The organism is Actinospineispora eucalypti, from assembly GCF_039543365.1.
Taxonomy (GTDB): Bacteria; Actinomycetota; Actinomycetes; order Mycobacteriales; family Pseudonocardiaceae; genus Pseudonocardia; species Pseudonocardia eucalypti.
Genome location: NZ_BAABJP010000010.1, coordinates 71,013 through 83,636, shown reverse-complemented (window position 1 = coordinate 83,636; position 12,624 = coordinate 71,013). Strand labels below are relative to the sequence as shown.

14 protein-coding genes are annotated in these 12,624 nt (G+C 71.5%); 6 read left to right on the top strand and 8 right to left on the bottom strand.

Annotation, left to right across the window (positions count from 1 at the left end; all coding sequences use genetic code 11):
- The first annotated feature begins 7 nt into the window (after positions 1 to 7).
- Positions 8 to 805, top strand: a complete 798-nt coding sequence (locus ABEB12_RS14045; protein ID WP_185063899.1) for an alpha/beta fold hydrolase — start codon at positions 8 to 10, stop codon at positions 803 to 805.
- A gap of 112 nt (positions 806 to 917) precedes the next feature.
- Here ABEB12_RS14045 and ABEB12_RS14040 read toward each other — a convergent pair whose 3' ends face one another.
- From ABEB12_RS14040 to ABEB12_RS14030, 3 genes are read right to left on the bottom strand one after another with little or no spacing between them, the layout of a single operon-like run.
- Positions 918 to 1,241 (bottom strand): GNAT family N-acetyltransferase, encoded by a 324-nt coding sequence (locus ABEB12_RS14040; RefSeq protein WP_185063898.1) that lies wholly within the window; start codon positions 1,239 to 1,241, stop codon positions 918 to 920.
- Positions 1,242 to 1,278: 37 nt separating this feature from the next.
- On the bottom strand, positions 1,279 to 2,304 hold the full coding sequence (locus tag ABEB12_RS14035; RefSeq protein ID WP_345702806.1) for a pirin family protein: 1,026 nt from the start codon (positions 2,302 to 2,304) through the stop codon (positions 1,279 to 1,281).
- 9 nt (positions 2,305 to 2,313) lie between these two features.
- On the bottom strand, positions 2,314 to 3,003 hold the full coding sequence (locus ABEB12_RS14030; protein WP_185063896.1) for a 2OG-Fe(II) oxygenase: 690 nt from the start codon (positions 3,001 to 3,003) through the stop codon (positions 2,314 to 2,316).
- Positions 3,004 to 3,112: 109 nt separating this feature from the next.
- Here ABEB12_RS14030 and ABEB12_RS14025 point away from each other — a divergent pair, with 109 nt between their 5' ends.
- The 3 genes from ABEB12_RS14025 (at position 3,113) to ABEB12_RS14015 (ending at position 4,714) form a co-directional block, all read left to right on the top strand.
- On the top strand, positions 3,113 to 3,766 hold the full coding sequence (locus ABEB12_RS14025) for an NAD(P)H-dependent oxidoreductase (RefSeq protein WP_185063895.1): 654 nt from the start codon (positions 3,113 to 3,115) through the stop codon (positions 3,764 to 3,766).
- A complete protein-coding gene (locus ABEB12_RS14020; protein WP_185063894.1) occupies positions 3,763 to 4,092 on the top strand; it encodes an SMR family transporter in 330 nt (109 codons plus the stop codon). Before ABEB12_RS14025 ends, ABEB12_RS14020 begins: the two co-directional genes overlap by 4 nt.
- A gap of 61 nt (positions 4,093 to 4,153) precedes the next feature.
- Positions 4,154 to 4,714 carry a TetR/AcrR family transcriptional regulator gene (locus ABEB12_RS14015; protein ID WP_345702805.1) on the top strand — a complete coding sequence of 187 codons (561 nt, stop codon included), beginning with the start codon at positions 4,154 to 4,156 and terminating at the stop codon, positions 4,712 to 4,714.
- Positions 4,715 to 5,116: 402 nt separating this feature from the next.
- On the opposite strand, the gene ABEB12_RS14010 is transcribed toward ABEB12_RS14015, so the two are convergent.
- The 4 genes from ABEB12_RS14010 to ABEB12_RS13995 form a co-directional block, all read right to left on the bottom strand.
- On the bottom strand, positions 5,117 to 5,626 hold the full coding sequence (locus ABEB12_RS14010) for a DinB family protein (protein WP_345702804.1): 510 nt from the start codon (positions 5,624 to 5,626) through the stop codon (positions 5,117 to 5,119).
- Positions 5,627 to 5,631: 5 nt separating this feature from the next.
- The gene (locus ABEB12_RS14005; RefSeq protein WP_185063891.1) at positions 5,632 to 6,483 is read right to left on the bottom strand and encodes an alpha/beta fold hydrolase; all 852 of its coding nucleotides are present in this window, start codon (positions 6,481 to 6,483) and stop codon (positions 5,632 to 5,634) included.
- 26 nt (positions 6,484 to 6,509) lie between these two features.
- Positions 6,510 to 7,859: a C4-dicarboxylate transporter DctA gene (gene dctA / locus ABEB12_RS14000; RefSeq protein ID WP_185063890.1), complete on the bottom strand. Its 1,350-nt coding sequence runs from the start codon at positions 7,857 to 7,859 to the stop codon at positions 6,510 to 6,512.
- Between the two features lie 89 nt (positions 7,860 to 7,948).
- Positions 7,949 to 8,587, bottom strand: a complete 639-nt coding sequence (locus ABEB12_RS13995; RefSeq protein ID WP_221498479.1) for a TetR family transcriptional regulator — start codon at positions 8,585 to 8,587, stop codon at positions 7,949 to 7,951.
- A 58-nt stretch (positions 8,588 to 8,645) separates the two neighbouring features.
- Between ABEB12_RS13995 and ABEB12_RS13990 the strand changes: the two genes are divergently transcribed.
- Positions 8,646 to 9,887, top strand: coding sequence for an oxygenase MpaB family protein (locus tag ABEB12_RS13990; RefSeq protein WP_185063889.1), 1,242 nt, complete (start codon positions 8,646 to 8,648; stop codon positions 9,885 to 9,887).
- A gap of 654 nt (positions 9,888 to 10,541) precedes the next feature.
- Positions 10,542 to 11,003: a nuclear transport factor 2 family protein gene (locus ABEB12_RS13985; RefSeq protein WP_185063888.1), complete on the top strand. Its 462-nt coding sequence runs from the start codon at positions 10,542 to 10,544 to the stop codon at positions 11,001 to 11,003.
- Here the strand turns inward: ABEB12_RS13985 and ABEB12_RS13980 are convergent.
- Positions 11,000 to 12,613, bottom strand: coding sequence for an AMP-binding protein (locus ABEB12_RS13980; RefSeq protein WP_221498478.1), 1,614 nt, complete (start codon positions 12,611 to 12,613; stop codon positions 11,000 to 11,002). The genes ABEB12_RS13985 and ABEB12_RS13980 overlap by 4 nt on opposite strands.
- Between the last annotated feature and the right edge of the window lie 11 nt (positions 12,614 to 12,624).

Genomic DNA, 12,624 nt, shown 5'->3' with positions numbered 1-12,624 from the left:
TGATGTCATGAAGGTCAACTTTGAACGGCGCGGCAACGGCTCGCCGCTGGTGCTGCTGCACGGCATCGGCCACCGCTGGCAGGCCTGGGAGCCGGTGCTGGACCTGCTCGCCGAACACCACGACGTGATCGCGGTGGACCTGCCCGGGTTCGGGCTGTCCCCGCCGCTGCCCGCCGACCACCCGCACGACCTGGGCTCCAGCATGGACACGCTGGCCGAGACGTTCCGCGCGCTGGGCGTGCACCGCCCGCACCTGGCCGGCAACTCGCTCGGCGGGCTGATGACGGTGGAGGCGGCCTCCCGCGACCTGGTGGCCTCGGGGACCGCGCTGTCCCCGGCCGGCTTCTGGACCGCCCGCGACCGGGTGCGGGCCTTCGCCACGCTGCGGATGATCCGGGCCGGCGCGCTGGCCCCCGGGTTCGCCAGCAACGCCCTGCTGAACAACCCCGGCCTGCGCGCGGCCTCGCTGCGCATCCTGCACGAGCACCCGGAACGGATCGACCTGGTCACCGCGCAGGGCGACGCGGCCGCGCTGCGCGAGTCCGCCGCGTTCGCCCGCACGCTGCGCGCCGGGCGGGGTTTCGCCTGGCACAGCCGCCCGCCCCGGGTGCCGCTGACCATCGCCTGGGCCGAACACGACCGGATCCTGCCGCTGCGCCAGGCGCAGCGGGCCGCCCGGCTGCTGCCCAACGCCCGGCACGTCACGCTGCCCGGCTGCGGCCACGTGCCCATGGTGGACGACCCCGAACTGGTCGCCCGCACCATCCTGGACACCTGCACCCAGGCGGACCGGGCGGCCGCCTAACCCGCCCATATCGCGGGTGTCACCGGCCCATATCGCGGATTCCGTCAGCGACCGGGCGTGGGGGAAACCGCGACACAGGCTGGCGAAACCCGCGATATGGGGTTGGTTCGGGCTACTCGAACTGGGTGCGGTGGCGCTCGTCCACCAGCGAGACGTACTCCGGGTGCTTGCGGATGTAGCCGGCCACGTACGGGCACAGCGGGGTGATCTGCTCGCCCCGCCGCTTGACCTGCTCCAGCGCGGCCCGCACCAGCTTGCCGGCCAGGCCCTGGCCCTGGAACTCGTCCCCGATCTCGGTGTGCGTGATCACGACGCGGCCGGGCCGGGTGTGGTACTCGGAGAAGCCGGCCAGCGCGCCGTCCACGGCGATCTCGAACCGGGACCGCTCGGTGGCGTCCCGCACCAGCACCTCACCACTCTGTTTCGCTTGGTTCATCCGTGCCTCCAGCCCCCGAGATGCCGGCCAGCGTAGATCAGCGAACGCGGCCACGCGGGATGAGCGGGGTGGGCGGCAGCTCGGGGGCGTCCAGTGGTTGGCCTCCGGCCACCTGGCCGAACCGCCGTCCGGCGGCCCAGTCGGTGCGCGCCTCGGCCACCTCGGCACCGTCCCGGGCCACGAAGTTCCACCACATCACGATGCGTTCGGAGAACGGCTCGCCGCCGAGCAGCAGCAGCCGGGCGTCCGCCCCGGCCCGCACCCGGACCTCCCGCCGCCCGGTGCCCAGGTACAGCAGCGATCCGGGTTGCAGGTCCACCCCGTCCACCGTGGCGCCGCCGGTCGGGGTGAGCACCGCGTGCTCGAAATCCGGCTCCAGCGGGAGCAGGGCGTCCGCGCTCCTGTCCAGGGCGAGGTCCACGCCGACCAGCGGGGTGTGCACGGTGCCGGGTGACCGCGCCCCGGCCATCTCACCCAGGAGCACGGTGGCGCGCACCCCGTTCCCGGTGAACGTCGGCAGCGCCTGGTGGTACTCGAACGCCGGCGGGATCGCCCGCGCGGAGTCCGGCAGCGCCACCCACAGCTGCGTGCCGTGCAGCAGCGCGGGATGCACCGGCGGCGAGTTCTCCGAGTGCGAGATGCCCCGGCCGGCGGTCATCAGGGCCAGATGACCGGGCCGGATGACCACGTCGCTGCCCAGGCTGTCCCGGTGGTGCACCTCGCCGTCCAGCAGCCAGCTCACCGTCTGCAGCCCGATGTGCGGATGCGGCGGCACCCGCATGCCCGGTTCCTCGGCGATGTCGTCCGGCCCGTAGTGGTCCAGGAAGCACCAGGCCCCGACCAGCCGCCGGCCCAGCGTGGGCAGCAGGCGGCGCACCTCGGTGTGCTCGCCGAGCAGTACCGCCCGTCCGGCCAGCAGCTCGTGCACCGGGCCGCCGGGGGTGCCCGCCCGTCCGCCGCACTCCACCAGGCTCGGCCGCGTCTCCAGGTTGCTCACCCCGCCATTCTGCCGCTGCGCGGCCCGTGAGTGATTTGTATGGCTATAGCCATACAAATCACTCACGGGCGCGCGTCAGCGCGCGTTGTGGAAGATGACCCCCAACACGTGGCGCCGGCCCTCGTGCACCTCGCTGACCCCGTGCCGCAGGTTCACCCGCCGGAAGCCGCGCGAGCCGCGCACCGGCCGGTGGTGCACCGCGAACACCACCGCCTGCCCCAGCCCCGGCCGCACCACCACCGGGCGCGACTGCTGGCGGGGCCGCTGCTCCACGAACACGCTCTCCCCGCCGGTGAAGTCCCGGTCCGGCGTGTTCAGCATGAACAGCACCTGCAGCGGGAAGGTCAGCTCCCCGTAGAGATCCTGGTGCAGGCAGTTGTAGCCGCCCGGGCCGTAGCGCAGGATCAGCGGCGTCGGCCGGTCCTGGCCGGCGGCGGCGCACCGCCGGTGCAGCTCGGTGAGCTCGTCCGGCCACGTCGGCTCGCCCAGCTGGGCGGCCCAGCGGTTGGCGATCGCGGCCAGCGGCGGGTACAGCTCTGCCCGCAGTTTGGCCACCAGGGGCGGCAGCGGGTCGGCGAAGTACCGGTAGCTGCCCTCGCCGAAGGCGTGCCGGGCCATCACGATCGTGCTCCGGAACAGCTCGTCGGCGTCGAACAGCTCGCGCAGCTCCGTGCACTCGTCCGGGGTGAGCACCGGCGGGGTGACCGCGACCCCGCCGGCGTCCAGCCTCTCGCCTATCTCGGCCCAGTCCAGTCGCGTGGTCATACCCCATCGAACCCCGCTCGAGCGGCCTCGGTTGCGGTTCCGGAATAACCGGTCACCCTGTCCGGTTGAGGCGAGACGTAACGGACAGAGTGACCACTTAGGAGTTGTCGTGACCCACCTGCTGCACCTGGACACCAGCGCCCGCCGCCGTTCGTTCTCTCGCGAGCTGGGCGCCGAGTACGCCTCGCGCTGGCGCGCCGCCCACCCCTCCGGCGTCTACACCTACCGTGACCTGGCCGCCGATCCGGTCCCGGTGATCACCGAGGGATGGACCGAGCTGTGCGACGAGCTGCTGCGCGCGGGCATCACCGACCCGGCCCGCTACGCCGAGGCGGTGCGCACGGACGCACAGAAGACGGCCTGGGAGGTCTGCCGCCCGCTGCTGGACGAACTGCTGGCGGCCGACACCGTGCTGATCACCACGCCGATGTACAACTTCACCATCCCGGCGGCGCTGAAGCTGTGGATCGACCAGGTCACCTTCCCGCGAATGTCCCTGACCGGGAAGCGTTTCGTGATCGCCTCCGCCCGGGGCGGCTCCTACCGACCCGGCACCCCCCGGGCCTCGGTGGAACACCAGGAGACCTACCTCCGCGCGTTCCTGAGCGGCCACTACGGCGTAACCGACCCGGTGTTCATCACCACCGAACTGACCAACACCCAGGTCGACCACACCCTCACCCACCTGGCCCAGGCCCACGCGGCCTCCCACCGGGAGGCCCTCACCGCGGTGGGCCGCGAGTACACCGAGGTGGCGAAATGAGCGCCGGCTGGACCTACCTGTTACTGGCCGGCGTGGTGGAGATCGCCTGGGTGCAGAGCATCCCGCCCACCCAGGGCCTCAGCCGGCCGTGGCCGACCCTGCTCTGCCTGGTGCTCTGCCTGGGGGTGATCTACCTGCTCGCGCTGGCCGCGCGGGCCATGCCGATCAGCACCGCTTACCTGGTGTTCGTCGGCATGGGGGCCGCCGGGGCGGTCCTGCTCGGCCTGCTGGTGCACCACGACCGGCTCACCCTGTCGAGGATGACCGCACTGGCACTGATCACCGCCGGCGTGCTGCTCGCCCATGCGACCACGGAGCACGCCTGAGTCGCGTCCCCCGGCCCCGGGTTCCGCCACCCGCCGGGGGACGCGCCCTACCATCGCGCCCGTGCCCCCAACCGAGCGCGCCGACGCCGCGCGCAACCGCGCGCGGGTGCTGGCCGCCGCCACGGAGCTCTTCCGCACCCGCGACCCACGCGCGGTGACCATGGACGAGATCGCCCGGACCGCCGGCGTCGGACGGGCGACGCTGTACCGCCGCTACCCGGACGTCAGCTCGGTGGCCGAGGCAATCCTCGACGCGCACGAGCGTGACCTGCAGGAACAGCTCCTGCGCGGCCAGCCGCCGCTCGGCCCGGGCGCCCCGCCGGCCGACCGGCTGGCCGCGTTCTACGCGGCGATGGTCGCCCTGCTGGAGGCGCAGCTGCCCGTACTGCTCGGCGCGGATGCCGGGGCGGCCCGGATGTCGCACGGCGCCTACGGGTTCTGGCGCGCGCACGTGAAAGCGCTGGTGGTGGCCTCGGGACGGACCTCCGACCCGGAGGCTCTGGTCGATGCCCTGTTGGCGCCGCTGGCGGCGGAGGTCTACCAATACCAGCGGGACCGGGTCGGGCTGTCGGTCGAACGCATCACCAGCGGGCTGGCCGAGCTGGCCCATCGCCTGCTCTAAGACCGCGACCCGAAGGTCCGGACCAGGTCGGCGGTCCACAGTTCCCCCCGGGAGTCCTGAACTGCCGCTCGGCGGACACGACGCCCTGGACCACCGCCACACAGCACCCGGCACTCACCCTGGGCGACCACCGCGTGGCGGGATGAGGCAACTGGGACGGCGAGCTGACTGTGCTGGGCGACCGCTCCGCCGAGCGCGGGATGGATCCGGTTTTGATCAAGGAATGACCGGGCTGAGCTTGCCTTCGACGACGAGCAGCGATCACAACCGGCGCTTGCGCACGATCACCTGCCGGGTGGCCGCATTTTTCCACGCAGAGCCAAGGCGTGCCGCGCCGCGAGTTTCGCCGCTCCGGGCTCCGGGCTCCGGCGTCGTCGAGCCGGCCTCAACGCCCGACCACGGTCAGCTGGCTTCGATGTCGCGGATGTGGTGGACGCCCTCGTGGGCGGCGTGCCGGACGAACCACAGCGCGGTCCGCTCCTCGCCGGGCAGGCGGGTCGCGGTGCGGGTCCAACCGTCCGGGCGTACCCGGTCCACCTCGTCCAGGAAGCCGAGCACGGTCAGGCCGAGTTCGTCCAGCACGGCGGGCAGGGACATTTCGTTGTGCCGGAACCGGGCGGTGCGCAGGTCGTTCAGCATCGGTTCCAGGGACGGGCGGTCCTCGGTGCGCACCCGGTACAGGCGGATCGTCGAGCTGATGTACACGTCCCGCAGGTGGCAGACGTACTCCAGCGCGGACCAACGCGACGGCGCGAGCCGCCGGCGCGGGTCGGGCACCGCCAGCGCGGCCGCTCGGGTCCGGTCCGGCACCGCCGTGATCACCGCACGGGCCTCGCCCACGTCCAGCGCCAGGTAGGAGAACCCGCACTCGGAGCACGAGTGATCTTCGCCCGGCAGCGGCGGCACCTCCACCCGGTTCATCCCCGGGCGGCGACTTCGTCCAGGAAGCCGAGCAGGTGCTCGGTGAACACGTCGTTGTCGTCGCCGGCGACCATGTGGCCGGCTCCGGTGACGTCGGTGTAGCGGGTGTGCGGGATGAGTTCCAGCAGGTCCCGCACACCCTCGTCGCTGAGCAGGTCGGACTGCTTGCCCCGGACCAGCATGGTCGGCACCCGGACGGCGGCCGCGGCGGCGCGCATGCGCTCCTCGCGGACCTGGCGGCGCGGCTCGTCGTCGATGTTCAGCATGAACTCGGGGTCCCAGTGCCAGTACCAGCGGCCGTCGGCCCGCAGGCGCAGGTTCTTCTTCAGGCCGTCCGGGGTGGGCGGGCGCTTGCGGTGCGGGTTGTACGCGGAGACCACCTTGGCCGCATCCTCGACGGTGGCGAACCCGTCCAGGTTGGCGGTGAGGAACGCCTGGATCTTGTCCACGCCGGCCATCTCCAGCTTGGGCACGATGTCCACCAGCACCAGGCCCCGGCCGAGCGCCCGCTCGCCCTGCGCGACCAATGCCGTGGAGCCACCCATCGAGGCGCCGACGAACACCGGCGGCTCACCGAGCGTGGCCACCACCGTGGCCAGGTCGGACTGCAGCGCGTCGATCGAGTAGTCGCCGTCGTTCGCCCAGCTGGACTCGCCGTGCCCGCGCGCGTCCATGTTCAGCGCGTTCCACCGGTTGGCGGCCAGCCGCTCGGCAGTGCGGTACCAGGAGTGCCTGGTCTGCCCGCCGCCGTGCAGCAGCAGCACGGTGCCCACCGGGTCCTCGGCCCGCCAGTAGTCGCCGACCAGGGTCAGCCCTTCGACCGGAAACTCGCGCCGCTCGGGCTTCATCGGGCCGCCTCCTGGGAGGGAATCATCTAATGATCGTAGGCCCGCGAGGCGCTGGCTTCGGCACCGGAGGGGGCGGGCCGGCCGTTCAGCGTGGCGCGCATCCGCTCCGCATCCAGCTGCCCCTCCCAGTTGGCGACCACGAACGTGGCCACGCAGTTCCCGAGCAGGTTGACCACCACCCGCATGGAATCCATGATCCGGTCCGCGCCGAGCAGCAGGGCGACGCCGGCGACCGGGTAGGCGCCCAGTGCGGCGGCGGTCGCGGACAGCGCCAGGAAGGACGAGCCGGGCACGCCGGCCATGCCCTTCGAGGTCAGCATCAGCACGCCGACCATGGCCAGCTGCTGGCCCAGGGTGAGATCCACCCCGAACACCTGGGCCAGGAAGGTCGACGCGATGGCCAGGTACACCGTGGCCCCGTCCAGGTTGAACGAGTAGCCGGTCGGGATGACCAGCCCGGTGGCCGCCGGCGAGTTCCCCGCGTCGCGCAGCTTCTGCATGATCCGGGGCAGCACCGACTCGGTGGACGCGGTGCCCAGCGCCAGCGCGAACTCCTCCCGGGTGTACCGGATGAACTTCCACAGGTTCACCCCGGCGAACACCCGCGCGATCACCGCGAGGATGAGCACGAACAGCACCCCGGCGCCGTAACAGGCCAGAATCAGCTTGCCGAAGGTGGCCAGCGACGCGATGCCGTACTGGCCGATGATGAACGCCATCGCGCCGAACGCACCGATCGGCGCCACCTTCATGATGTAGCCGACGATCCGGAAGATCACCTCGTTCAGCTCCTCGATCAGCTCGAGCAGCCGGGTGGCCCGCCCGCCGCCGAACTGGGCCAGCGCCACGCCGAACAGGCAGGCGAACAGCAGCACCGCCAGCAGCGTGTTCTGCGCGAACGCGCCGACCACGCTCTCCGGGATGATGCCGAGCAGGAACTCCTTGGTGCTGGGCAGGTGGCCGCCGCCGGTCTTGGCGTCGATGGCCGCCGGGTCGAGGGTGGCCGGGTTGACGGTGAACCCCGCGCCCGGCCGGGTCAGGTTGGCCACCAGCAAGCCGAGGACCAGGGCAAACGTGGTGACCACCTCGAAGTAGACGATCGCCTTGAGCCCGATCCGGCCGACCGAGGACAGGTCGCCGACCTTGGCGATGCCGGTCACCACCACGCAGAAGATCAACGGCGCGATGATCATCTTGATCAGCTTGATGAAGCCGTCGCCCAGCGGCTTCAGGTCCGCGCCGAGGGTGGGGAAGAAGTGCCCGACCGCGATGCCGGCCACCACCGCCACCAGTACCTGCAGGAACAGCGACCGGTACCAGGGCTTTCGCGGCTTGGGGTCGACGCATTCCGGCTCGGTCTCCTCGGTTGCCGTCAAGCCGACCTCCCGGTTATGTTAATTCCGTATTACGGAATACGATTTCCGCGAGGTCAGTGTGCGTGGGCGGTCCTCCGGCGTCAAGAGCGTCAGGGGCGAGCGTCGGCGACTCTCAGGCGGCTCCACAGGTAACCGGTGATCAGCGCGGTCAGCTCGTCCACCACCGCGTCCCGGGCGATCGGCGGCCGCTCGAGCACGTAGCTGGTGGTGGCGTGCTCCACGGTTCGCACCAGCACCCAGGCGATCGCGTCCAGCGGCCGGTCGTCCGGCACGCCGGGCAGCGAGCTGAGCGCGGCCACCACCAGGTCGTCGACCTGGTGCCGGAACGCCAGGTGCCGGTTGTCCGCGCTGAGCGGCATCTGCCGGACCAGGACCCGCAGCAGGTCCGCGCGCTCGGAGAACGCGTCCAGCAACGCGTTCAGGTTGTCCCGCACCGAGTCGGCCACCGACGGCCGGGTGAGCGTGCCGAGAAACGCGCGTGAAATGCGAGCACGAAGGCCCTCCGTGTACCGCTCGAGCACCTCGGTGAGGATGGCCTCCTTGTCCGGGAAGTACTGGTACAGCGATCCCGGACTGATCCCGGCGGCCGCCGCGATGTGGTTGGTGGTGACCCCGTCGTAGCCCTTGTCCAGCAGAACCGCCTGGCCGGCCGCGACGATCCGCTCCACCATCTCCCGGGAACGGGCCTGCTTGGGCTCCCGCCGGCTCTGCCGGCGCCGCACGGCCATCCGGACTCCTTCTAAACACGAATTGAAAGCGAGCAAATATTCGTGTCAGCATAGTTGCATGGTGGCGGAAGTGGCACACGAGAACACCGGGAGCGCGGCCTACCCCGGCCGGTTCCGGGCGGCGCCGAAGCGCAACGCGCGACTGGCCTTCCCGCTGAAGGTGCTCGGCCGGGTGCGCGAGCCGGATCCCGCGCTGATGGACCGGCTGGGCCGGCGCATGTTCGCCCGCGACGAGCTGGGGGCCGAGCTGGCCCGGGCGATGGGCCGGCGCAAGGGCGACCCGGAGCGGGTCACCATGGCCCAGTTCCACCGCGCGCTGGAACACGGCATCGACGGCGTGCCGGACGCGCCGGCCGCGCTGCGCCGGTTCTTCGCCGTGGTCGACGAGGTGCCCGAGTGGGTGGACTTCGAGCTGCTCGAGCACGGCGCCCGCGCACTGCGCCGGATGAACCGGGTGGCCAGCGACGTGCTGCTCCAGCTGTCCCTGATCGGCGGCTACCGCTTCGGCGGGCCGGCCGACCTGCTGGTGGAGACCGGCGGCCTGACCGGCTCCACCGCGATGCGCCGGCTCGGCGAGACCCAGAAGTGGGCGCTGGCGACCCATCAGCCGGGCGCGATGCGCCGCGACGGCGAGGGCTTCAAGCTCACCGTGCACGTGCGCGCGATGCACGCGCTGATGAACGACCGGTTCGAGCGCAACGGCCGCTGGGATACCGGGCGGTGGGGCCTGCCGATCAACCAGAGCGACCAGGCCGCCACCCTCGCGCTGTTCTTCTGCATCCTGCTCATCGGTGCCCGGCTGCTCGGCTGGATCGTGCCGCCCAAGGAAGCGCACGCGATCATGCACCTGGGCCGCTACGTGGGCTGGCTGATGGGCGTCGACGAGGACTGGCTGTTCGACACCGAACGCGAGCAGACCGCGTTCATGTACCACGTGATCCTGGCGCAGGGCGACGTCACGCCGGCCGGCGCGGCGCTCAGCGGGTCACTGGTCGAGGGCATGCGCACGCTGCGGTACGGCCGGTTCAACAAGGCGCGCTCCACCTACACGCGGTTGCGCCTGCTCAGCATGCTGCGCTACTTCCTGCGCAAGGAGGGCATGCGCGACCTGGAGCTGCCGATCACGCCGGTCTGGGCCATCCCGGGGGTTGTCGCCCGGAACCTGCTGGAGTCCGGCCTGGTCGCCCGCATCCGGGCCGGCCGCCGCCTGCTGGAACGGGTCAACGGCCGGTTCGCCGAACGCGAGATGAACCGCCGCTTCGGCGCCGCCAAACCCGCCATCGGCGCCCTGCCCAACTGAGCCCTCCCGACGCCGCCAGTTCCCGCCCGGGATCAAGATCCACATCAACCTCACGGCCCTTTTTGGGCTTCGAAAGGTGCGTGAGGTTGATGTCGATCTTCAGTTGAGCCGGGTGCCGGCTCGGAGATCGGCCTGGACGGCGCGGCGGGGCGATCTCCCGTGCCATGGTGTCGGGCCGACCGGTTTCGGGCGGCCGCCGGCCCGCGCCTCGGTCACGGACCGTGGTCGGACGGAGCGCGAACGGAGGGCGCGGCGGTGGGCAGCCAGGCGGGCGGCTTCACCGAGCGCAAGCTCAGTCCGGCGGATTCCATGATCCAACCGGACTGAACCAGCGCTCGGCGAGTGATGGCGGCCCGAACCCGCGCGAGGGCCGGCCCGGCCGTCACGGTGCGTAGCGAACGAGCCGCCAGGTGCGCACCCAACAGCGGCGCAACGGGCCGTACCCGAGCCGCGGGAGACCGCCCCGCCGCGCCGCCCAAGCCGCCCTGGACCGGCACCGCGCCAGACCGAAACCTCACCAAACCGCCACCGCCGTCACGGAACGAATCCACGCAGCGACGCCCCGCAGCGCAACACCACAGGGGAATTGCCAAAAGAAAAATACAAACAGTCTGTATCTAGACAGAGCGGGGCCGCCGCGCTTAGGGTTTTTGCATGAGCACGATTGAGGAGAAAGCCCGCATCGAGGACCCGCACGGCGAGGCCGAGGCGGTCGACTTCGTCCGGCGGTTCGGCGAGTTCTGGGCCGAGCCCACCCCGGAACGGCTGAACGAGCTGGTGCACCCGGACGTCGAGTTCATCCAGCCGGTGGAGGCGCCCGTGCACGGCCACGCCGAGGCCGCCGCGTTCTGGCGCCGGTTGTTCTCGCTGATGCCCGACCTGACCGGGGAGATCGTCAGCTGGGGCCACCGGGACGGCGTGGTGTACATCGAGCTGCGCCTGTCCGGCACGCTCGGCGGCCGACCGTTCAGCTGGATCAGCCTGGACCGGATCCGGCTGGAGCACGGCAAGGTCCGCCAGCGGATCGCCTACTTCGACCCGTTGCCGCTGGTCAAGGGGATCGTCACCCGCCCGTCGGCGCTGTTCACCTTCGTCCGCAACAGGCTGCGCCGTTAGAGGTCCCGCAATGCCCGGCGCATGATCTTGCCGGTGGTGGTCTTCGGCAGGTCGTCCAGGAACACGATCTGCCGGGGCACCTCGTGCGGCGCCAGCCGCTCGCGCACGTGGGTACGCAGCTGGTCGGCCAGCGCGTCGTCCCCGGCGTAGCCGTCGCGGGGCACCACGAAGGCCTTCGGGACCTGGCCGCGCCGTTCGTCCGGCACGCCGATCACCGCCGCCATGGCCACCGCCGGATGCGCGCCGAGGCTGCTCTCGATCTCGCCGGGGCCGATCCGGTAGCCGGCCGAGTTGATCACGTCGTCCTTGCGCGCCTCGAACCAGATGTAACCGTCGGTGTCCTGTTTGCCCAAGTCACCGGTGAGTAGCCAGTTTCCGTGAAACTTCTCGGCGGTCGCCGACGGGTTGCGCCAGTACTCCAGCATGGTGCTCGGGTGCCGCCGGTCGACGGCGATCTCGCCCAGCTGGTCCAGCACCGGGTTGCCGTCCGCGTCCAGCACCACGGCGACCGCTCCGGGCAGCGACCGGCCCAGCGAGCCCGGCTTCACCGGGTACACCGTCGCGCAGTTGCCGATGCACGCGTTCAGCTCGGTCTGCCCGTAGCCCTCGTTCACCGTGCAGCCGAAGAACTCCTCGCTCCACCGCAGCAGCTCCGCGCCCAACGCCTCCCCGCCGGAGCACACCGAGCGGTAGGCGAAGTCGCCGCCGGGCAACCCGGAGGCCCGGATCACCCGGAGCGCGGTGGCCGGCAGCAGCGTCAACGTCACCCGGAACTCGCGCATCAGCCACACCGCGCGCTCCGCGTTGAACGCGCCGTCCAGGTCCACCACCACGGGCAGGCCGTAGAACCAGGCGGGCACCAGGATGTCCATGATCCCGGCGATCCACGCCCAGTCCGCCGGCGACCACAGCACATCGTTCGCCTGGGGGTAGAACTCGAAGATCGTCTCGAACGCCGGGATGTGCCCGAACACGATCCGGTGGGCGTGCAGCGCCCCCTTGGGGTCGCCGGTGGTGCCCGAGGTGTAGATCAGGAACGCCGGGTCCTCCGCCGCCGTCTCCACCGGCGTGAACGCGGGCGACGCCGCCGCCAGGGCCCGCCGGTAGTCGTGCTCCCCCTCCCCCGCGCCGTCGATCACCAGCAGCGGCACGTCCGGCGCGCCGGCCAGCGCCTCGCGCACCTTGGGCGCGTTCGCCGCCGAGGTGATCACCGCGCGAGCGCCCGCGTTGTCCAGCCGGTAGCGCAGCGCGTCCGGGCCGAACAGCGAGGACAGCGGCAGCGCGACCGCGCCCATCCGGAGCAGCCCCATGTAGGCGCTGCCGGTCTCGAACGAGGCCGGGTTCACCACGCCGACCACGTCGCCGCGCCCGATGCCCAGCGCGATCAGCGCGTTGGCCAGCCGGTTCGCCTGCTCGGTGACCTCACCGAAGGTGTAGTCCCGGCTGGTCCGGTCGCGGTTGACCACGGTGAGCGCCCGGGCCGAGGGATCGTTGACGTCGGTGCAGGCCACCCCCATGTTGAACCGCTCCGGGATGTCCAGCGTGGCGAAGTCGATCTGGTGCCACAGTTCCTGGTAGTCGGCGGCGCGGCGCAGCATTGGGCTCGGCATCACCTCACGCT